The sequence below is a fragment of the Streptomyces sp. NPDC001292 genome (assembly GCF_042896465.1).
In the GTDB taxonomy this organism is placed as follows: Bacteria; Actinomycetota; Actinomycetes; order Streptomycetales; family Streptomycetaceae; genus Streptomyces.
Genome location: NZ_JBIAXG010000022.1, coordinates 81947 through 102174, shown reverse-complemented (window position 1 = coordinate 102174; position 20228 = coordinate 81947). Strand labels below are relative to the sequence as shown.

Sequence of the window (20228 nt, the reverse complement as noted above, 5' to 3'; positions counted from 1 at the left end):
CAGCCGCTCCAGGGCAAGGTCCAAGATCTGGCTGTCCGGGCCTCGCAGCAGCCTGGCCCGGAATTCGCTGAGCACGGAGAAGTCGAAGCCTGGATCTTCCAGGTGGAGTCCGAGTGCGTACTTCCAGTCGATCCTTGCCCGAACGGCTACCTGGCCAGCTCCTCACGGACCGGACATCGCTGATGGCAAGGAGCACCGGTGAGGGGCCAGGGCTATTACGGCGTAATAGCCCTCGGCTTCGATAGCACCGCACCGTCTCCGGCTCCGACGGGACCCAGGTCCCCGGCTGGAGGCGGTGTTCCTCGGTGGCCCGGGTGGGCTCGGTGCTTTCGAGGCCCGCCTGGTAGGTGACGATGGGGATCAGGTCGTTCTCTGCGAACCGTCCGGCGATCGCAGGGCCCGATCAGACCTCGGCGATGCCGTGGAGGTTTGCCAGGGTGGCGACGGCCTCGGCCATCTTCGTTTGATGCGGCGGGCCCCGGCTGCAGCGGCCTCGGTCAGCCTGGAGGCAGCCCCGTTCTCCGAGCGCGAGGAAGGAGCCTCGTCGGTCCGGCCGTCCGTGGTGACCGGTGACGATCAGCTCGTGGCCGTGGAAACGAGCCCAGAGTCGTGTGGTGAGGTGCGGGACCGAATGGCGCACCGCTCAACGGAGATGGTGACATCCCAGTTCACTCGCCTTGTGGTGCCGGTGGCGACCGCGAACGTCTCCTTCCGCCGCGGATGCAGCCGCTGCCGTTCTTCGGCCAGGGTCTCGGCCGGCTTGCACCGAGTGGCCCAGTGGATGCGTGTGTTGATGTCGTCGCAGAAGTCGCGGCAAGACGCCTTCAGGTGTCCGAACGACGCCTACTGGTCAAGCATGTCGGTGTCGGTGGGCACCAGGTCGGCCTTCGGAATCCGACTCGTCGCCTCGGAACTGCCCTTGGTCTCCGGGTCGGCGGGCAGGCAGGTACGGATCGTCATGCCGTAATGGCGGGTGACCTCGACGATCTCCGGGTTGCGGACTGCGATGTTCGCGACGTGCTCGGTGGTGACCGCCTTCTCGTTGTCGGTCAGCGCATAGGGCGGAACCCCGGCGATCGGCCGCAAGGTGGCGTCCAGGCAGTCCACGATGGTCGGCAGCGTCTTGCCGAACACCGGGACGACCACCCGTAACCGGGACCAGGCCGGCCAAGCACACCCCAAAGAAGTACGATGGTCGGCGATCTTCGGCTCCTCGCCCCCGTCCGACTGCAGCGGCAAGCTCGGCTCGATGATCCACGGCCGTTACACTCGCTGCTGCCCGGCCCGCAGCTGTGTTTTCGCCTCCGCGACCGCCCGCCGCGTGGTCCTCTCTCCGCCTGTGAAGCCCATCGGCGTGATCCGGCGGTGCACGTTCTACTGGCCGCCATAACGAATGAGGCTTGGCAGTGGCTGAGGGCGTCGCTTGCCCAGGCAGCAGCCTGGGCCTCATGCTGCCTTCCCTTCCGGCAGAGCAGATGGCTCGTCATGCCGCAGCGGAGGCCTGCCCGTCCTCCCGGTGGACCCGAGTTGGTACTCGTACGAGCCCGCGCGTCAGCTGAGCGGGCCCCGTGTCCGGCCTGCGGGACGGTGTCGGCGCGGGTGCACAGCCGGTACGTGCGTCGACTCGCCGGCACCGCGGTCGGTGGGCGGCCAGTGATGATCGAGTTACAGGTCCGCCGTTTCCGGTGCCGCCAACGCTCCTGCACTCAGGCGACGTTCGCTGAGCAGGTCGACGGGCTGCTCCAGAACCAGCGTTCGGCCGTCGTCGAGACACGTTCAACCGCCACTCCCCCGCCGCCCTCCGTTCTTGCTGCGGAGTCTCATCAATTACGTGGACGTCGCTGATGAGGAGGGCACTTATTACGGCGTAATAGGTATGGGCCCCTCACAACCCTGCGCTGGACTGGGGACGTTTTGTCTTGCTTTGGCTGAGGCATCCTTGGGTGAAGCAGTTTCACATTCTGTGAATTGCGTCTGGTGGGACAGGATGTCGGCATGAAGAGACGCGCGCGGAGGTCGATCCAGCCCACAAAACCGCTGATCAGAGCGCCCATGCGGATCGGTCCACTCGATGCTCCGGCTGTTGTCGGCGAGCTGCGTCAGATGCACGAAGACGCGGAGGATCCGGATGTGGAGCGCATGCCTGCTGACGACGAGCTCTTCGGTGCACTCCTCTACGCGGAGAGACATAGCCAGGCGCTGCGGAGGCAGCCACCCGAGGTGCAGCAGGCCGCAGCACTCAAGCGAGTGCAGTTGTGGGAGTACGTGCGTGAGCAGACCGAGATCCATCAGGCGCGTGCAGTGGACGACGCACGAGCCGCCGGAGCCCAGTGGATCCACCTCGCTCCGGCGTTGGCAGTGGCTGCGCCGAGCGCTGCCTATAACAAGGCGAAGCGACTCAAGGCGGTCGAGCTGATCGACGAGACTCCCCGAGCGAACCATGTCCGCCGGACGCCCGAGGCGGTTCTCGAGGCGGAGCGCCGGCTGGCGCTTGAGCAGGCCGCCGAGCGTCGGGCGCAGGAAGCGGCACAGCGACGGCATGAGCTTCTGGTGCCGGTTGCCGCTCGGTTGTTGGAAGAACGTGAGGCTTTGGTACGGGACGACGACGCGGACTACTGGCTGGAGGAGATCGAGGCGGTGCTGCCTCACTGCCGGACACCGCTGCAGATGGTGAGCCTCAAGCGCTATCTCGACGCCGCCCTCCGTGCCTTGACCAAGCTGGAGAAGCAGAGGGCTCGTTCTGTCGCACTGACTGAGGATGCTCGACTGGCGTTGGCTGCTGCTCTGGAGCTTCAACACGGACCGGGTGAGAGCTAGTGCCGCATCAGACACCTCAGGGCCTTAACCGTCAAGCGATAGCGAGTTCGGTGGGGAAGGCCGTGTTCTCATCGAACAGCTTGCGCTTCTGGAGGCAGTGGTAGAGCTGGCTAATCATGCCGTTGAAGAGATTGCGCTGGGCGGCTGCGTGCCAGTCTCCATGGTCGTTGTGCGGCGCCGCTGGTAGTGGGCCTTGGCTCCGGGCGAGGCGGTGATCGCGGAGAAGGCCCACAAATAGCCGAGGGCGGCCCCGGCTGGCGTGGGGCCGTCCTGAGGAGCTCGCGGGCCTCGGGCTGGCACAGGCCGTTGGACCACTTGGTGGAGCGGCGGAGCGTGCTGCCCTGTTTCCTGGCGGCCGGCCTGGCCGGTGCCGCCCAGGGCGAAGCAGCGCGGGGCGGTGAACCGGGTCTCGATGCGGTTCAGCCAGGAGCTGCCGGTCGGTGTGCAGGCCGACTTCGGCGTTGCGACGCACGAGCCGCCGGAGCCCAGTGGATCCACCTCGCTCCGGCGTTGGCAGCGGCTGCGCCGAGCGCTGCCTATGCAGGCGACGTTCGGAGCAGGTCGACGGGCTGATCCAGAACCAGCGTTCGGCCGTCGTCGAGACACGTTCAACCGCCACTCCCCCGCCGCCCTCCGTTCTTGCTGCGGAGTCTCATCAATTACGTGGACGTCGCTGATGAGGAGGGCACTTATTACGGCGTAATAGGTATGGGCCCCTCACAACCCTGCGCTGGACTGGGGACGTTTTGTCTTGCTTTGGCTGAGGCATCCTTGGGTGAAGCAGTTTCACATTCTGTGAATTGCGTCTGGTGGGACAGGATGTCGGCATGAAGAGACGCGCGCGGAGGTCGATCCAGCCCACAAAACCGCTGATCAGAGCGCCCATGCGGATCGGTCCACTCGATGCTCCGGCTGTTGTCGGCGAGCTGCGTCAGATGCACGAAGACGCGGAGGATCCGGATGTGGAGCGCATGCCTGCTGACGACGAGCTCTTCGGTGCACTCCTCTACGCGGAGAGACATAGCCAGGCGCTGCGGAGGCAGCCACCCGAGGTGCAGCAGGCCGCAGCACTCAAGCGAGTGCAGTTGTGGGAGTACGTGCGTGAGCAGACCGAGATCCATCAGGCGCGTGCAGTGGACGACGCACGAGCCGCCGGAGCCCAGTGGATCCACCTCGCTCCGGCGTTGGCAGTGGCTGCGCCGAGCGCTGCCTATAACAAGGCGAAGCGACTCAAGGCGGTCGAGCTGATCGACGAGACTCCCCGAGCGAACCATGTCCGCCGGACGCCCGAGGCGGTTCTCGAGGCGGAGCGCCGGCTGGTGCATCTCCGGACCTGCACACGTTCAGCCACTGATCATTCTGGCCGTCCGGTGCCACCTGGCGCAGCAAACCGAGCCATGTGCACTAGAGAGGCTAGGCGCTCAAATACCGGGTGCGTGAGCGATGCGCGGTCCGTACTTCGAGTCGTCCAGCCGTCGCCCTGTCCCCTCTATCTATTACGCCGTATTAGATAGAGGGGACAGGGCGACGGAACAGCGCGGTAGTCAGGGAGCAGACCGACGGGTGAGCTCGCTCGTTCAGCGCAGCCGTTCGTCTCGGTGAGTACCTCAGAGAAGGTTCGATCCCGCCGCTGCTTTTCGTAAGTCAGGTGACCGCGACGAAAGATGGTTCGAACAAAGACTTGGATGTGTGTCCTTGATCGGCTGAGGGAAGACTCCGATGCTGTGCCTGCGCACCAGCCAGGACAGCAACAGACCTGGAGCGAGAGTCGGCCGTCCACTTCGGGAAGCGCACGGCGGCGAAGGTCCGCTGGGGCGCGGCCACAGGTCCCCGCCGTGCCCGGATACCAACGCCACGCGGATGGACAGCCAGGTACCGGCCGCGATCAGGACCCCCTCGTAGACGAGTCCGCCAACCAGGACCGAGGTGACTCAGGACGACTTCCTGAAAGGGCGGCCTCGATCCTGCGCCCCGAAGGACCCACCACTTTGCGCAGGGCCTCGAGCAGAGGTCCCACCGCACAGCTCCCACGCAGCCAGTCTCCGGGCAACAGTGGTCCGCCGCGCCTTGGCTATTACGCCGTAATAGATCCAATGCCGTGTCTCTGTTGGTGATCTTGTTTGGGGTGCTGACGGGAGGGCCGTGGGGTGCTTCGCTGAGGGTGTGCCCGGTGGCCTCGGGGTCTGGGGTGTGGGTGCGGTGTCGTTACGGCCGAGGAATTTTCAGCGGATTCCGGTGAGGACGGCGCGGGCGGCGTGCCCAAAGGGCACTCCGGCGATGCTCATCCGGGACCGGCTCGATGTCTTGTTCGAGGACGAGGAGTTCGCCGGACTGTATCCGGGTGACGGCAGGCCGTGGCTGTCTCCCGGACAGCTGGCGCTGGTGTCGGTGCTGCAGTTCGCGGAGAACCTGTCCGACCGCGCGGCTGGCGGACGCGGTCCGCACCAGGATCGACTGGAAGTACGCCCTCAGCCTCGAGCTGGAGGGTCCGGGATTCGACCACTCGGTGCTGTGCGAGTTCAGGGCCAGGCTGGCCGAACCGGAAGGCGCCGCCGACCGACTGCTGCAGGTGATGCTGGATGAGCCCGCTGATCGAGCCGTGTGGGCCAAGCGATACGGATGCCGGAGATCGGCAAACTGCCGGGCGGGAAGGCGGCCGTGACCGCCCGGGCCGGGGAGTTCGGCCACGGACAGAAGATTCTCACTACTGCATGGGCCGCCTGCGCCCCACCCCACCTGCGGTATCTCCCGCAGGTGGAGATCCTGCGCCAGGTCTGGGTCCACGACTACTTCTGGGACGTGGACGGATCCCTGCGCTGGCGGGACGGCCACGCCCTGCCGCCCGCCTCGCTGCGGTTCGACTCACCCTTATGACACCGACGCGCACTACTGCGTCAAACGGGACACCGCCCGGAGCGGATACCGGACACATTTCACAGAAACATGCGACGAAGAACGCCCAGAGCTGGTGGTCGATGTCGCCACCACCATCTCCACTGTCCAGGACATCGAGCTGACCGACACCATCCACGACGAACTCGCCGAGCGGCACCTGCTGCCCGCAGAGCATGTGATCGACTCTGACTACGTCTCACCGGCACGCATCGAGCGGGCCCGGCGTGTGCACGGCGTCACCCTCCTCGGGCCGGTCGTCGCCGACCACAGCGCCCAGGCCAAGGCCGGTTCGGGCTTCGACAAGGCGGCCTTCACCATCGACTGGGATAACGAGCAGGCGATCTGCCCACGCGGGGCCACGAGCGTGTCCTGAACCAGGCTGAACATCAAGGACCACACCTATCTGCAGGCCCGGTTCGCCGACGCGGACTGCCTGGCCTGCCCAGACCACGCCCAGTGCACCACTTCAGCCACGCGGCCCTGCTCCATCGCCGTGCTCCCCCGGCTGCTGCACGAGATCCAGACGCGTAACCGGCTCGACCAGCGCACCGAGCAATGGCAGCGCCGCTACGCGATCCGCGCCGGCATCGAGGCCACCTTCTCGCAGAACGTTCGCGTCCACGGCCTGCGCCGTTCCCGTTACCGGGGCCTGGCCCCTACCCGCCTCCAGCACGTTCTCATCGCCCTGGCCTGCAACGTCACCCGGGTCTCCGACTGGATATCCAGCACCCCCAGAACCCGCCGCCGCACCACGCGGCTTTCACGCGCAGTGCGCAGCCACCGCATGACCTCGCCAACCTCACCAACAGAGTCACGGCATTGGTAATAGATCTGAGGGTTCGGCAGGTCGCTGAAGGTCCGGGGAGGGCGCCGTTCGGGTAGTTCGGGTAGTTCGGGAAGTTCAGGAGGCTTGGGAGCTTGTGGGGAGAGTCGTGGGCGAGGAGGGTGGATTCGACGCATGTGACTGGTGAACCCGGGCGAGCTATTACGCCGTAATAGGGCTAGGGAGGTCCTTCTTCATCACCAAGTTGCACTAACTAACGTGTTGATGCGGTGGATGATCTAGGACGTTAGTAAGGTAGCGCCATGAGTATGTCAGCCACCTCGAGCGACCGAGCGAAGGTCGTCTCCAAACTGCCGGGATGGCTCCGGCAGAACCTCAAAGTCAGAACCGCCCAACTCGGCATCGAGATTCAGACCGCCGTCGAGCAGGGCATCGCCGCCTGGTGCGACCTCGCCTCAGCCACCGCTATGGTCGACACCGCCGGAGCCGAGTCCTTCTCCACCTTCCTGCCGTCAGGGCAGTGGGAGGAGTTCCGGAGCATCGCGGAGGACCGGCAGGTATCCCTGATCCAAGGGCTCGCCCAGTCCGTCCAGCTCTGGCTCGACACCAATCCCGCGCCGGATGTCCAGCGTCCCGACATCACCCGCCGCATCGTCGTCTGCAACCAGAAGGGCGGTGTGGGCAAGACCGCCATTACGGCGGGATTGGGGGAGGCCCTCTCGGAGGACCCCAACCGCCTGTTTCCTGTGCGCGTAGCGAAGGCTCTCGCTTCTGCCCTTCGGGCCGGTGATGCGGAGGTCGACACAGCCGGGGCTGACAACGACCCGCTCGACATCGAGAAGCTTCCGGGATACGGACTCCGTGTCCTCATGGTCGACTTCGATCCGCAGTGCCACCTCACCAACCAACTGGGCGCGGCCCCGGTGGCGATGAACGGTGACAGCCTCACCAACCATATGGCCGGCGATCCAAAGGGTGAGCTGAAGGATCTGATCGTCTCCGTCGACGATGAGCACTTCGGCGGGCGGTTGCACCTGCTGCCCGCGTGCCACGACGCGTTCCTTCTCGATGTACGTCTGTCTGCGGTGCGCGCTCGTGAGGCTGCCCTTGAGCGGGCCCTCATGCCGCTCGAAGCCGATTACGACGTCATCATCGTGGACTGCCCGCCAAGCCTCGGCCTCAGTATGGACGCGGCCGCCTACTACGGGCGCAAGCGTGATGGTGAAGGGCCGGGCCAGTCCGGAGCGCTCATCGTCGTCCAGGCCGAGGACAGCTCGGCCGACGCCTATCACTTGCTGACGAACCAGATAGAGGATCTCCGTAACGACCTCGCCCTCGACATCGACTACTTGGGCATCGTCGTCAACCTCTATGACGGTCGGCGCGGTTACATCGCGACCTCGTCTCTGCAGGGCTGGATCGACATAAAGGATCCGCGAGTCGTCGGACTCATCAGCGACCTCAAGGAACAGAAGGAAGCCGTGCGCATGAAGCAGCCTCTGCTGAGTTATGCGCCCACCTCGCAGCAGGCCGTCGCCATGCGCGCACTGGCCCGGGAGATCTCATGAGCAAGGCCGACCAGTTGGGTGCCGGACGCTTCGGGGGAGGGACCCTGCCCGTCAGCGCCCGTCGCGCCGCCATCGGTGCCGCCACAGGTGTGCCGACCGACGGAGTGGCCCCTCCGACGCGACTCCCGGTCAGCCGTATCAGCCCCAACCCCGAAAACCCGCGCAGCACCCTGGGCGATCTCACCGAACTCGTGGGCAGCCTCAAAGACCACGGCCAGAAGCAGGCGATCACAGTCATGAACCGTGACGCCTACCTGAAGGCCAACCCGGCGCGCGAGAACGACCTTGAGCCCGACACAACCCATGTCGTTGTGGACGGCAGCAGCCGACTGGCGGCCGCCCGAGAGGCAGGGCTCACGCACCTCAATGTCATGGTCGACGATGAGCAGGGGAGTGACGGCGACTCCATCCTCGAGTCCGCCCTCGTCGCGAACATCCACCGCAAGGACCTAGACCCCCTGGACGAGGCACGCGCCCTGCAGCGTCTCCTCGCGATCCACGGGTCGCAGGTCAAGCTCGCCAAGCGGCTGCGCAAATCCCAGGGTTGGGTGTCTCAGCGCCTCGCTCTGCTCAACCTGAGCCCCGAACTCCAGGCAGTTGTGGGGGAGGAACCTGTCGAGCTCCTGCGCTCCGTCGCCAAGGAACCGCAGGACCGGCAGGATGTCGCCCTCCAGGAGCTCAAGGCCGAGCGCTCGCGGAAGGAGGCGGAGCGGCGGGTTCCCCCACCGGTACCTGCAACGGTTGCCCCCTCAGCGGTCGCCCCCGCGCCAGTCGCACCGCAGGAAAGCAGCGTGCCGGAAGTGCCGGCGGTGCCTTCCCAGAGCGTCGACATTCCTGAGGTCTCCGAGCCCGAGGCCGACATCCCGGAGGTTTCCGGGGAAGCAGCGGTCCCCGAAGCGCCCAAGACAGTTCCGTCGAGTCGCGTCAACAGGGGTGAGTCCGGGGGGAGTCCTTCCAAGAGGAGCGGCAGTGCGAACGCAACGCCCGCAACCACCAAGGCGGTTCAAGCGCTCCAGCAGGGCACCTCACCTGTCGAGCGAGCGGAGACCGTGCCCGACCCCCGGGCTGACGACAGTGAGTCCGTCGATGCGGACTACGCAAAGACGGAGTCTGGTGCTGCTCGGCGACTCCCTTACGACGACGGTGCGTTCATCGCGTTGCACCTCATCCGGAGGATGAGTGACACCGAGTTCGACAGGATGCTGGAGATTCTGAACAAGCATCAGAGCAAGCGCGTTGGGGCTCATACCAGTGCTTCCTGATCACCACGCCTGGGGCCGGCACGAGCATCGTCTCCTGCCGGCCACAGGCGTCTCTGGCTATTACGGCGTAATAGAGCCGACTCTCCGCCATCGAAGGCGGCATCACTGCCATCAGCTGACAGGGACTCAAGCTCTGCACATCAGCCCGTACATACCTCTGCACTACAGGCCGTACGCCGACACGACGTGACGCTCGCGCCTGTCGGCCGCTGCTTTCGTGCGATGTGGTCAAAAGATTCTGGCGCGGCCGGCCTGGTGGCGGCTGACCGAGGCATACGCGTGCCGGAGTGACCTCCTTCCACGTCCGCCGTGGCTGGCTTTCTGTGGTGCGGGTGACTGGGGGAGGGGGCGGATTGGGCGTCAAGACAGTCAGGTCGGTGTAGGCATGGGCGCAAGGCTGGTTCGAGGTTCGACAGTAGTTCGTGAGAGCGGGGCACGGACGCCTGTTGCCCGAATCCCCCAAGTGGGGCGGAAGGGTGCAAATCTTCACCGTGTTCGAACAGTTCGATTCTTCGCTCAGAACGATTCTCCCGGAGAGGGGTCCGTCGCCGCTGGAGCGAAATCCGCGCTGGAACAGTTCCTGAGCGGACGATATGAGGGCCATGAGTGGACCAAGTTCTCTGCCTCCGGTCCCTTCCGTCCCTCAGCGATGAAACCGAAGCTGTTCCTATCGCACGTCGGGCACACGTACGTCGCCTGTTTGGCCGTCCGACATATGTCTGTGTTGCGGGTGCGTACTTCGTGGTGTGTTTCTTCTCACTCCATGGTGAAGGTGTGAACCCGCATCGGGTCGGTTCCGGTTATGCCGACGAGGCGCACAGCACAATGTCGACGATGGAAGTCAGCCATGGGAAGCAGTGAACTCGCCGACAAGGTGGCGCTCATAGAGAAACCAAGCCGGGTCCGTTGTCGAGGAAGGGGATGGCGTCCGCCCCGTGGGTGTCCGGAACCATCAATGACCAGCAGAGACCCCGCCCTTGACGAACCCCGTCCCTGCAGGAATGAGCATTGTCCAGGCCGGTGATCCCGTACTACGGCAGAAGACCGCCTACTACGACGGGCAGCTCGGCGACGACTTGCTGCAGCGGCTCATCGGCCGGATGCGCGAGACGATGGAGCAGATCCAGGGGCCCGTCGGACTGGCCGCGCCGCAGGTCGGGCTTCCGCTGCGGCTGGTGGTGCCGGCGACGCCGGCGGAGTTCGCCGACCGGTTGACCGAGCGTGGGCAGCAGCCGGTTCCGTTCACTGTGCTGGTCAATTCGTCGTACGAGGCCGCGGGGGAGCAACGGGCGGGGAGTTTCGAGGGATGTCTGAGCGTGGACGGCTGGCAGGCCATCGTGACTCGTCCCGAGAAGATCAAGCTGACCCGCGAGGACGAGAGGGGGCAGCGTCTTGTGGAGGAGTGCGCAGGGCTGGGCGCGCGGATCGTGCCGTAACGGTCCTTGCGCCAACGGCAGTTGAGGGTCGGCAGATCACAGCCAGCCGCGTCTGGCGGCCTGTCAGGCGAGTTGCATGCGGGTGCCCGCACCGGCGCGTGTCATCAGGCTCTGGATGCGGCGCTGGACGGTTCTTCGGCTGAGGCTCATCTGTGAGGCGATGGCTTTGTCGGCGACGCCCGCGACCAGTAGGGACAGCAGCTTGCTGTCGGCCGGTGACAGGGCGGGGTGTGTCGCCGCGTCGTCCATGGCCAGGTCGCGGTTTTCGGAGAGGTGCAGGGGCACGGCCTTCTCCCAGTAGCTGTCGAACAGGGCGACCAGGGCGCCGAGGAGGTTGCTGTCCCTGACCAGCGCGGTGGTGGGCTGGCCGGGGCTGCCCTGGGGGCCACCGGGCACCAGGGGGAAGATGCCGACGCAGCGGTCGGCGATGGCAAGGTGCAGGGGCAGCCATGGGACGGCTCGGGCGATTTCACCGGCCTGCACGCCGGCCCCCACGTTGTCGACCGCCCCTTCGTCGTCGAAAAAGGGCTTCTCGTAGAGGACGCGATAGCGCACGCCCCGGGCGAGGGCATCGAGCTCTTCCGTGTCGGTGCGGAGGGCATGGCCACGTACTGGGCCCGGCAGAACCAGAGCATCTCCTCGCGGGCGTTGACCTGTATCTGTCGCATCTGCTGGCGCAGGGCCTCCGCTCCAGTGATGTCCTCCAGCAATTGCCCGACGTCATGGCGGCGCGCGGTCTCGCGGTACGCCTCCAGCAACCGGTCCGCCTCTGCGCGTGCCGTGTCCAGCGCGTCCGCGGTGTGTTTGATACGGGGGAGGAGCGCCACGTCCGGCGGTACCGCGCGGTACACACGCGGTGTGGTGTCGGTGTGGCTGGCCAGGCCCTGGCGTACGAGAGATTCGAGCACATGTGTGCTGTCGTCCTCGCTCGTTCCGGTGCGCCGGGAGACATCGTCGGCGGTTGTTCCGCCTGCCGTCACAAGGAGCCGGTAGACGGCCTCCTGCTCCTGCGAGACTCTCGCGGCTTCCAGCATTCCGAGGGTTCCTCCCGCTCGTCGTGGCGTGGACAGTCCGAATCCGAGGACTGCACTCCAGGGCCGGACGACGGAAAGGGGCGAGAGGTCCGTACGGGCCTCTCGCCCAGGGTGGTGACGGTCAGGGGCGCTCAGCCCAAGCCCGGGTGACCGTCTGCCGGAGGCTGTCGTCGGCGGCGTCCCGGGCCGTGACGCACAACGTCGCGTAGGCGGTGCCGCGTTGGTGGTGCGGGCGGTTCACCATGGCGCGGAATACCTCGTGGCCATTGTCGGTCGTGGTGGCGTGGTCCCAGTCGGGGCGGTGCGTGAAGTGCTCAGCTGCAGGCGGCAGTCGGCGTCACCGGACGGTACTTCTGTTCGGCGGTGAGGACCGCGAGACGGCCGCGGACTCCGGTCGGTGTCGGGGCGACGGCGTTGCCCGCGTCGACGGCCGCAGGGTGGCCTCGCGGTCGTCGAAGAGCGCGGAGGAAGGCACGTACTAGGCGTTCAGCGTGCCGGGCAAGCCTGTGGCGCGCGTCTGGAGCAGCCGGGGCGACGAACTGGCGGGAGGCGAACTCGAAGGTGATGGTGTGCACTTGCGTGCTGCGTGTCGTTCATCTGCGCGACTGAATCCGACGGCCGTGAGGCCGTGTCACTCGATACCGGTGGCACGGCTCGGACATGTCGCAAGCGCGGCAGGAGTCTTGTGCGGCTGGCGGGGTGTGAGCGGTGTAGCCATGCCTCGGAAAGACATGGGTCACCGCCTTGACGGGTGACGTGGATGACTGCCATGATTACGTCACCGCCTCAACCGGTGACACAGAGAGTGCCTGGTGAGAGGTGGCCAAAGACCTTTCGACCCAGATGGGGAGCACCAGTCATGGCAGTCAGCTACACCGCCGTTGTCGACGTCGACGGGGAAGGCCGGAACGGCGGTCATGTCCGCTCCTCCGACGGTCTGCTGGAGACCAGCCTCGCCCTCCCCAAGGAGCTCGGCGGCGCCGGCACCGCGCCCAATCCCGAGCAGCTCCTCGCCGCCGGCTGGGCCGCCTGCTTTCTCGGCGCCCTCCGCCACGCCGCCACCTCCCGCAAGATCCGGATGACCAGTACCACCATCACCGCCGAGATCACCCTCACCCACGGCGACGACGGCGAGTTCAACCTCTCCGCGGTCCTCAACCCCGTCCTCGGTGGTGTCGACCGGGCCACCGCCCAGGAGCTCGCCGAGGCCGCCCACCAGATCTGCCCGTACTCCAAGGCCCTGCGCGGCAACATCCCGGTCACCATCAACGCCGACGCCGCCTGATCCATCCCCCGCCCCCCTGACCGCGGGTCCCGTGTTCTCCCCTGTACGCCCCCCGCGCGGGACCCGCTCACCCTTTCCCCGTCACACCCGCATCGCCGCCCGACCGAAGAGCGAGGCAGGACATGGCTTCCCTGACGCATACACATATACGGACCGCCAAGCACCGTCGTCCGGCTGTCGAAGATGTCTCCGCCGAGCTGCTCTCCCGGAAGGAGGCGAGCTCCGAGGAGCGCGACTGGCCGACGGACACGCAGGTGTGGCACTGGGCGCAGAGCGCGGTGCTGTCCGGGTACGGTCCCGCGGCCTCGAACTTCTTCTGATGGCCGCGGGGCCGCACGAGAAGCCCGGTTCGGCACGGGATCGTGCCGAACCGGCCACCCTGCTACGACGGGAACGTCAGTGGTGCCGGCTGTGACGGGAGAGAACACGCTCGACGGCGGTCGCCATCACGCTCTCACCCGTGGCGTTGGGGTGCACCGGCGCGGCCGGCGTCTCCGGGGCGAACGTCTCGATCCACCGCTCGCCGGTCGGCTTGCAGAGGTCATGACCGACGGTCGGCGCGTAGGTGTTCACGTACCTCGCGCCACCGTGCCGGGCCTCGCGGGCCAGCATCGCGTTGAGCTCCTTCTCCTTGTCGCGGAGCCAGGCGAAGTCGCCCGCGGCCAGCGGCACGGTCTTGCTGGTGCAGCCCACGCCGTCGTCCGGGAAGAGGTCAGGGTAGCCGACCACCACGACACGGGCGTGCGGCGCCCGCTTGTGGATACCGCGCAGCACCTGTGCGACCTTCGGCCCGGTCTGGGCGATCGCACCCGTGATCTGGTCCGTACCCGCACCCGTGAAGTGCGTCTGGCACGGGGTGCCCGCGGGGTCGCCGGAGCTGAGCTGGGCGCAGGTGCCCAGCACCGCCGAGAAGCCGATGTCGTTGCCACCGATGGTGAGTGTGACCAGGTCGGTTCCCCGGTCGAGTGTGTCCAGCTGCGGCGCGACACCGTCGGTCTGCGAGGCCGTCAAGTCCTCGGTGGTGGCACCCGAGCAGCTGACGTCGGTCAGCGTCGCGGACCGCGACTGCGCCACAAGCGAGGGGTAGTTCCGGCTGGAGCGCAGGCAGGTCGCGTCGACCTGGGTGGGCACGAGCGGCGCCGAGGCGTACGAGTCGCCGAGGGCGACGTAGTCCACCGTGCGCGGGTTCTCCGCGACCGTTCTCGCCGCAGCGGTCCCGGCCGGGGCGAGGGCCGCCCCGGCGGAAAGGAGCGCGACCCCCACCGTAAGAGCGCGTCCTGCGCGGGAGGTAGGGAAGAGTTTCCTCAAGATCTGTCCTTCCTTGATCGGTCTGACGGGTTTCCGCCCGGAGTGCGCCGCAGTCGAACGGCCGGGATCGGACGAAGGCCGGGAACTGCGCCATGCGCGTGCACATGGTGAGGGCAGAGCACCCAACATTCACACGTATCCGAAGGCCGTCAGGTGCTGGGGGATCCGGTAACGAATTGGTTACCGCCATCGGGTCCGGCCGACGGCATACCTCACACCGGCGAGAACGGTGGCTTAAGGCGCCACCGCCCGGCGCAGGCCCGGACACACCGTCAGGTGACTGATGCGGCACGTGTCGCCCACACCCGACAGTGAACCCATAACGGAAACATCGAAAGCGAGACCATAGCCATGGACATGAAGCTCGAAGTAGTCATCCTGCCCGTCTCAGACGTGGACCGTGCCAAGGACTTCTACGTGGAGCAGCTCGGCTGGCGCCTCGACGCCGACTTCGCGATCCACGATGGCTACCGGATCGTGCAGGTCACGCCGCCCGGTTCCGAGTGCTCCATCATCTTCGGAGAGGGCCTCACCCAGCAGGTGGCGGGCACGCTCCACGGCCTTCAACTGACCGTCACCGACATCGTGAAGGCCAAGGAGGAACTGTCCTCCCATGGTGTCGAGGTCTCCGGCCCGTTCCGCGACGAGACCGGCATCTTCCACCACGCCGGTGACAGTCACCGGGTCCCCGGCCTGCATCCCGAGCGGGCCAGCTACGGCACCTTCGCCGCCTTCAAGGACCTCGACGGCAACGAGTGGTTCCTCCAGGAGGTCACCGAGCGCGCCCCTGGCCGCTGAGACCCGGTCCCGGCGCGGGCTGACTTCCCCGCCGCGCCGGGACCGACACCTCCTGACGGACCACGACACCCATCCGACCGACACCCATCCGACCGGGAACCATCCAGCGGAGGACACATGACGACCGAGAACATCCGCACGTATGACGTCATCGTGATCGGCGCAGGCCCGGTCGGCGAAAACGTCGCGGACCGAACCACTGCCGCAGGCCTGAACACCCTCATCGTGGAGAGCGAGCTCGTCGGCGGAGATTGCTCGTACTGGGCCTGCGAGCCCAGCAAGGCCCTGCTGCGTCCCGCCCTGCTGCGCGCCGACGCCCAGCACGTCCCCGGCCTCGACCCCGCCGTCAAGGCCCCGCTGGACGTCGCTGCCGTCCTGGCACACCGCGATCGCATGTCCGCCGACTGGAGGGACGACGGCCAGATCGAATGGCTGAAGTCGGCCGGGATCGAGCTGCTGCGTGGCCACGGACGCCTGGCCGGGGAACGCGAGGTGACAGTGGAGACACCGGACGGCGACACGGTCCGCCTGCGCGCCCGGCACGCCGTCGCCGTGTGCACCGGAAGCGGCGCGGCGCTGCCCCCGCTGCCGCGCATCGAGGAGTTGCGGCCCTGGACCAGCCGTGAGGCGACCAGCGCCCAGCAGGTGCCACAGCGACTGGTGATCGTCGGCGCCGGTGTGGTCGGCGTCGAGATGGCCACCGCTTGGCAGGCCCTGGGCAGTCAGGTCACGCTGCTCGCCCGGGAGGACGGACTGCTGCCCCGGATGGAACCCTTCGCGGGCCAACTGGTCACCGAACGGCTGCGGGAGGCCGGTGCGGACGTCCGGTTCGGGGTCTTTGTCACCGGAGCGGAGCGGACGGGTGACGGACACGTCCGCGTCACGCTGGCCGATGGCGGTGAGGTCACTGCCGACGAGATCCTGTTCGCCACCGGACGCGCCCCGCGCTCGCAGGATATCGGGCTCGACACCGTGGGGCTGAAGCCGGGCGACTGGATCGCCACCGACGACAGCCTGACCGTCACCGCCGTCCCTGGAAACTGGCTGTACGCCGTCGGCGACGTCAACCGCCGGGCCCTCTTCACCCACCAGGGCAAGTACCAGGCCCGCGTTGCCGGCGCCGTGATCGCCGCCCGAGCCAAGGGGGAGAACCTGCACACCGGCCGCTGGGCGCCGCACAGCAGCACCGCCGACATCGAGGCGGTCCCGGGCGTCGTGTTCACCGATCCCGAAGTCGCCAGTGTGGGCCTGACCGTCCAGGACGCCGAGCGTACCGGCCGCGACGTCGAGGTCGTCGACTACGAGATCGGCCACCTGGCGGGTGCTCTGCAGTTCCGCCAGGACTACAAGGGCAGGGCCCGGATCCTCATCGACCCAGATCGTCAGGTCGTCGTCGGTGCCACCTTCGTCGGTCCCGGCGTCGGGGAACTGCTGTACTCGGCCACCGTCGCCATCACCGGTGAGGTGCCCGTGGAGCGCCTGTGGCACGCCGTACCTGCATTCCCCACCATCAGCGAGGTGTGGCTGCGTCTGCTGGAGACGAGGCGGGACTCGTGACCACTGCACGGGACCTCACGCTCGTCGCCCTCGGCCTGCCGCCCGACCGGTCCGTGGAACAGGGCGACCTGTCCCTCGCGCTCGCGGGGGCCGAGGCGGTCGATCTTCTTCGGAGCGGGGCGGTGACGCTGGAAGGCGACCTGCTCATGCCCAATGCGCCGACGGCGACCGGCGACCGGCTGTTGGACCAGGCGTACGCCTCGCTCGTCCGGCGGAAGCCGTACGAGACGGTCGCTGCCTGGCTGTGGCGTCGAGGCAGTGAACTCGCCGCCGCCTACGTCGACGACCTGGAGCGGGCCGGACTTGTCACCCATCCGGTGGACCACGGCTTGCGACTGTGGTTCGCGTCGGCCGTGCTGGCCGATTCGCCGGCCCGTCGCGACGCGGAGGAACGTGTGGCCTCCGGCGAGCCTGTCCTCGCTGCTCTGCTCGCGGCTACGGGCATCTCGAAAGACCCGGCCCCGGCCTCCGAGGGCCTTCTCGGGGACGCCGTGACGACAGTGCTGGCCGCGGTCGGCGACGCGGTGACGCAGTTGGAGGCCGTACGACTGAGGCGGGACGTCGAGAACGCCGCCTTCGACAACATGTGGCGGGGCTAGGACACCGGGATTTCTACCGCCTGCGCACCTCGCGCAGGTCCGCGCTGCCGGTGGCGGGCTTGCCCAGACCGCCCTCTCGTCCTCGCGTTGCTCACACCCAGCTCCTCCGGACGGCGTTTGTAGCCTGTCGGTCGGCCGAACGTGTCATTTTCGGATCGGTAGTATCCGAGAAATATGTGAGCGAGAAACTCACACCTATTGTGCGGAAGAGGGACGGCCATGGCCGGACTGAGCTATCGGGGATTGGGTGGATGCCGCCCTGCGGAGCGGTGATCCCCTGTCCGTCCTGGACGTGGTGGCAGCCGCGCACGAGACGAGCGGCGGTGAGCTCCGGAGGCTGTGGGATGGGATGGTCCGGCACCTCGAGCGGCAGCTGGCGGGTATGCGCGCCTTCCTGCTGTGGGTGCTGCCCGGCCGGTACGAGCAGGTACCCCGCGAATTCGTACTCCGGCCGGCGTTACTGCACCTCGAGGCGGTCCTGGGCCGGGACCTGGAGGCCGATGTCCTCGCCGTCGAACGCCGCACGGTGCTCGGCGCGATCGGGAACCGCTGGGCCGTCAAGGATCACACCCTGCTCGCCTTGACCCACCTCAAGATCGGCACCGGCAGTACGCTCCCACCCGCGACCGTCGCCACGGTGCGTCGCTCGCCCCGCCTGATCAACGATCCCGTCTGGGCTGCGCTCGCCGTACGTGTGATGGAGCCGGTGCTCAACCTAGGGGAGTGGTGGTCGGACGTGGCCCTCGCCGACATCGCCGTGCTCGGCTCCGACTGGCACGACCTCGTGGCCCACGCCGGGGCGGCCCAGGCCGTCAAGCCGACGGCCAAGTGGGAGCGGGCGACCCGTGAACTCCTTGCCCGCGTAGGGGGAGCGGAGGTACACAAGCGGATCCTCTCCTGGCTGTCCCTGGTGGGACTGCCGAGAACCAACCCGCTCATGAGAACGGCGAACGGCGAGTGGGTGCCGGTCAACGAGCGGCTGGACCCCCTTCAACGCGGATGACCTGCGCGGGCTTGTGCTGATGCTCGCCTGCAGGGGCCCCCGACCACGAGGCGGTGTCGGCCCTCGGCTCCCTCGTTGACATATGTATGCAGGTGGTGCCGCAGCATGGGTCGGGCGATCCGAAGACGGCCAACGCCGCCGTGAGGGCCCTGGGGCGCTACGGGAACTCCAGCGCCCTGATGGAGCTGCACCGGCTCGGCGTACAGACCTCTGATGGCAACACCCGTCGGCTGATCAGCCGCTGGCGTCCGCGGAGGTAGTGACCACTCCTGGTGAACCTTTCGCTCCCGCTCGTCCGTCAAGGAGGAAGGGAGAACTGAGGAGGCCCGGGCGTCCCGCACCCGCTCGTCGGCTCCGCCGTCAGAGCGACGCACAATGAAGATCGGTATCTGGCTTCCCAACCAGGTCCGTGATGTTCGGCCCGACGTGGTACCGGCTTGGGCCAGGGCGTCCGATGAGGCTGGGTTCAGCTCGCTCGCCGCGCTCGAGCGCATCGCCTACCCCGCAGCCGCGGGCGCCACCAGCGAGATCGGTTTGATCTGCTGGCTCCCGTGTGGCCGCCGCCCTGCCAGGCCGCACGTGCGCGGTCGAAGGCCGGGCCGACGAGCGCGGGTGCCGCCGACGGGCCGAAGCCGAGCGTGAGCCGCGCGCCGGAGATCGCGTCGATGCCCGTGACCTCCTTGGCCAGCGCGGCCGGACGCGAGGGCACGCTATACCTCGTCGCACTCGCCTACTTCGCCCTCGGGGACGCGGACCGCGGCCGTGCCAACGTCTACGACTACTACCGTCCGGCCGGACCGGACGGAGCCCGGGCCGCCGAGACGAGCGGAGGGGGCGATGCCGAGGTGGCACGCTCGGCGGACGCGGTCCTGTAGTGCGATGCAGGGACCGCAGGGACCTGCACGACGAACTCCCGACCTGGCGCTCCCGGGTGCCTCACCCGTCCCGCGGCAGACTGTGGCGCCCGCGGGACGAGTGGGTGTGTCAGTCTGAGCCGGCCGCCGCGTCCCGCTTCACCAGGGTGTACATCACGGAGCGCTGCTGCTTGCGTCGCTGGATACGTCCCTTGGCGACCAGCGACTCAAGGGTGTTCCGCACCACCTGCGGAGTGGGGTTGCGATCCGGGTGCTTCTCCAGAAGCTCGTCCCGCAGCTCCTTCGCCAGACGCGGCTCGTCGTACTTGCTGAGCAGGTCGGCCAGCAGGTCACCAAGCAGCGGCTGGCGCGACTTCCCCTTCGCGCCGGCCTTCGCCGAGGTACCCGCCGAAGCGGTCTTGACCGGTGCCGTGCGCCGAGAAGTGGCTCCGGCGGCAGGCCGCTTCGCCTTTGTGACGGGGGCCTCATCCTGCAACTGCTCCGGCAGACGGGACGCGTCCGCGAAACCCTCGTACCGCTCGGCGAGGTTGAGGATGTCTGCCAGGAGGGCTTCCTCCTGCTTCAACACCGTGATCTTCTCCGCCAGCTCCTGCTGTCGCCGGCGGTTCTCCTCCAGGTCCGATGCGGCTTGTTCCACGTACCGCGATCGGAGCGTGGCGGCTGACTGGCTGGTCACAACCGTTCACTCCCTCGATATGGATGACGTTGCGCATGGTACCCATGCCGAGGTCCCATGGGATAAGTGTCAACGCCAGACGGTTCCTCCGGCATGTTCGCTCTTCACGATAAGCGCTGATGTGCCTGCGCACACAGGAAGCGTCGGCTTTTCTTCGACCTCCCGAGGTCCGACGACGTCACTCGCACGAGGTGCTCTCCGAACATACTGCCCGGTAAGTGTGTCGTCGAACCGCGGCCCGCCCCCCTTGCAGACGGTTGTGTGAGAGATGAGCCCGGGGCACGGTGACAGCGGGTCCCAGTCCCACCTGGCCGATCGCGCTCGGGTGTCG

General features: G+C 67.3%; 19 protein-coding genes and 4 pseudogenes. 16 read left to right on the top strand and 7 right to left on the bottom strand.

The window, feature by feature from the left end; translation table 11 throughout:
• Positions 1–33: 33 nt before the first annotated feature.
• Positions 34–135 (bottom strand): annotated as a pseudogene (locus ACFY4A_RS23030) (transposase); the annotation flags it as partial.
• Positions 136–277: 142 nt separating this feature from the next.
• A pseudogene (locus ACFY4A_RS23025) lies at positions 278–1371 on the bottom strand (IS21 family transposase); the annotation flags it as partial.
• 114 nt (positions 1372–1485) lie between these two features.
• On the opposite strand from ACFY4A_RS23025, the gene ACFY4A_RS23020 reads away from it, so the two are divergent.
• Together ACFY4A_RS23020 and ACFY4A_RS23015 are read left to right on the top strand one after the other, a co-directional pair.
• Positions 1486–1845 carry a transposase family protein gene (locus tag ACFY4A_RS23020; RefSeq protein WP_390831239.1) on the top strand — a complete coding sequence of 120 codons (360 nt, stop codon included), beginning with the start codon at positions 1486–1488 and terminating at the stop codon, positions 1843–1845.
• 150 nt (positions 1846–1995) lie between these two features.
• Positions 1996–2817 (top strand): hypothetical protein, encoded by an 822-nt coding sequence (locus ACFY4A_RS23015; protein WP_390831238.1) that lies wholly within the window; start codon positions 1996–1998, stop codon positions 2815–2817.
• A gap of 31 nt (positions 2818–2848) precedes the next feature.
• On the opposite strand, the pseudogene ACFY4A_RS23010 reads toward ACFY4A_RS23015, so the two are convergent.
• Positions 2849–3057 (bottom strand): annotated as a pseudogene (locus ACFY4A_RS23010) (IS110 family transposase); the annotation flags it as partial.
• A 2059-nt stretch (positions 3058–5116) separates the two neighbouring features.
• Here ACFY4A_RS23010 and ACFY4A_RS23005 point away from each other — a divergent pair.
• The 7 genes from ACFY4A_RS23005 (at position 5117) to ACFY4A_RS22975 (ending at position 10762) form a co-directional block, all read left to right on the top strand.
• Positions 5117–5479, top strand: a complete 363-nt coding sequence (locus ACFY4A_RS23005) for a transposase (RefSeq protein ID WP_390831237.1) — start codon at positions 5117–5119, stop codon at positions 5477–5479.
• Positions 5419–5691: a hypothetical protein gene (locus ACFY4A_RS23000; protein ID WP_390831263.1), complete on the top strand. Its 273-nt coding sequence runs from the start codon at positions 5419–5421 to the stop codon at positions 5689–5691. The genes ACFY4A_RS23005 and ACFY4A_RS23000 overlap by 61 nt, the downstream gene beginning before the upstream one ends.
• A gap of 94 nt (positions 5692–5785) precedes the next feature.
• Positions 5786–6085 (top strand): hypothetical protein, encoded by a 300-nt coding sequence (locus tag ACFY4A_RS22995; RefSeq protein WP_390831236.1) that lies wholly within the window; start codon positions 5786–5788, stop codon positions 6083–6085.
• A gap of 6 nt (positions 6086–6091) precedes the next feature.
• Complete coding sequence (locus ACFY4A_RS22990; RefSeq protein ID WP_390831259.1) at positions 6092–6538, top strand: transposase; 447 nt, start codon at positions 6092–6094, stop codon at positions 6536–6538.
• A 260-nt stretch (positions 6539–6798) separates the two neighbouring features.
• On the top strand, positions 6799–8064 hold the full coding sequence (locus tag ACFY4A_RS22985) for a ParA family protein (RefSeq protein ID WP_390831235.1): 1266 nt from the start codon (positions 6799–6801) through the stop codon (positions 8062–8064).
• Positions 8061–9326: a ParB/RepB/Spo0J family partition protein gene (locus ACFY4A_RS22980; RefSeq protein ID WP_390831234.1), complete on the top strand. Its 1266-nt coding sequence runs from the start codon at positions 8061–8063 to the stop codon at positions 9324–9326. The genes ACFY4A_RS22985 and ACFY4A_RS22980 overlap by 4 nt, the downstream gene beginning before the upstream one ends.
• Positions 9327–10327: 1001 nt before the next feature.
• Entirely contained in the window at positions 10328–10762 is a 435-nt protein-coding gene (locus ACFY4A_RS22975) for a peptide deformylase (RefSeq protein ID WP_390831233.1), read from the top strand.
• A 63-nt stretch (positions 10763–10825) separates the two neighbouring features.
• On the opposite strand, the gene ACFY4A_RS22970 is transcribed toward ACFY4A_RS22975, so the two are convergent.
• Complete coding sequence (locus ACFY4A_RS22970; RefSeq protein ID WP_390831232.1) at positions 10826–11317, bottom strand: LuxR C-terminal-related transcriptional regulator; 492 nt, start codon at positions 11315–11317, stop codon at positions 10826–10828.
• Positions 11318–11652: 335 nt separating this feature from the next.
• Positions 11653–11796, bottom strand: a pseudogene (locus tag ACFY4A_RS22965) (hypothetical protein); the annotation flags it as partial.
• Positions 11797–12655: 859 nt separating this feature from the next.
• On the opposite strand from ACFY4A_RS22965, the gene ACFY4A_RS22960 reads away from it, so the two are divergent.
• Both ACFY4A_RS22960 and ACFY4A_RS22955 read left to right on the top strand, forming a co-directional pair.
• Positions 12656–13081, top strand: a complete 426-nt coding sequence (locus tag ACFY4A_RS22960; RefSeq protein WP_390831231.1) for an organic hydroperoxide resistance protein — start codon at positions 12656–12658, stop codon at positions 13079–13081.
• 122 nt (positions 13082–13203) lie between these two features.
• A complete protein-coding gene (locus tag ACFY4A_RS22955) occupies positions 13204–13401 on the top strand; it encodes a hypothetical protein (protein ID WP_390831230.1) in 198 nt (65 codons plus the stop codon).
• A 76-nt stretch (positions 13402–13477) separates the two neighbouring features.
• Here ACFY4A_RS22955 and ACFY4A_RS22950 read toward each other — a convergent pair whose 3' ends face one another.
• The gene (locus ACFY4A_RS22950) at positions 13478–14344 is read right to left on the bottom strand and encodes an SGNH/GDSL hydrolase family protein (RefSeq protein WP_390728866.1); all 867 of its coding nucleotides are present in this window, start codon (positions 14342–14344) and stop codon (positions 13478–13480) included.
• Positions 14345–14740: 396 nt separating this feature from the next.
• On the opposite strand from ACFY4A_RS22950, the gene ACFY4A_RS22945 reads away from it, so the two are divergent.
• The 5 genes from ACFY4A_RS22945 to ACFY4A_RS22925 all read left to right on the top strand — a co-directional run bounded on the left by ACFY4A_RS22945 (position 14741) and on the right by ACFY4A_RS22925 (position 19221).
• A complete protein-coding gene (locus tag ACFY4A_RS22945; protein ID WP_390728867.1) occupies positions 14741–15187 on the top strand; it encodes a VOC family protein in 447 nt (148 codons plus the stop codon).
• Between the two features lie 117 nt (positions 15188–15304).
• Positions 15305–16744 carry a dihydrolipoyl dehydrogenase family protein gene (locus ACFY4A_RS22940; protein WP_390728868.1) on the top strand — a complete coding sequence of 480 codons (1440 nt, stop codon included), beginning with the start codon at positions 15305–15307 and terminating at the stop codon, positions 16742–16744.
• Positions 16741–17343: a GPP34 family phosphoprotein gene (locus ACFY4A_RS22935; protein ID WP_390728869.1), complete on the top strand. Its 603-nt coding sequence runs from the start codon at positions 16741–16743 to the stop codon at positions 17341–17343. Before ACFY4A_RS22940 ends, ACFY4A_RS22935 begins: the two co-directional genes overlap by 4 nt.
• Positions 17344–17590: 247 nt before the next feature.
• A complete protein-coding gene (locus ACFY4A_RS22930) occupies positions 17591–18346 on the top strand; it encodes a hypothetical protein (RefSeq protein ID WP_390831229.1) in 756 nt (251 codons plus the stop codon).
• A 638-nt stretch (positions 18347–18984) separates the two neighbouring features.
• Positions 18985–19221 carry a hypothetical protein gene (locus ACFY4A_RS22925; protein ID WP_390831228.1) on the top strand — a complete coding sequence of 79 codons (237 nt, stop codon included), beginning with the start codon at positions 18985–18987 and terminating at the stop codon, positions 19219–19221.
• A gap of 109 nt (positions 19222–19330) precedes the next feature.
• Here ACFY4A_RS22925 and ACFY4A_RS22920 read toward each other — a convergent pair whose 3' ends face one another.
• Positions 19331–19897 carry a hypothetical protein gene (locus tag ACFY4A_RS22920; protein ID WP_390831227.1) on the bottom strand — a complete coding sequence of 189 codons (567 nt, stop codon included), beginning with the start codon at positions 19895–19897 and terminating at the stop codon, positions 19331–19333.
• Positions 19898–20228: the final 331 nt, after the last annotated feature.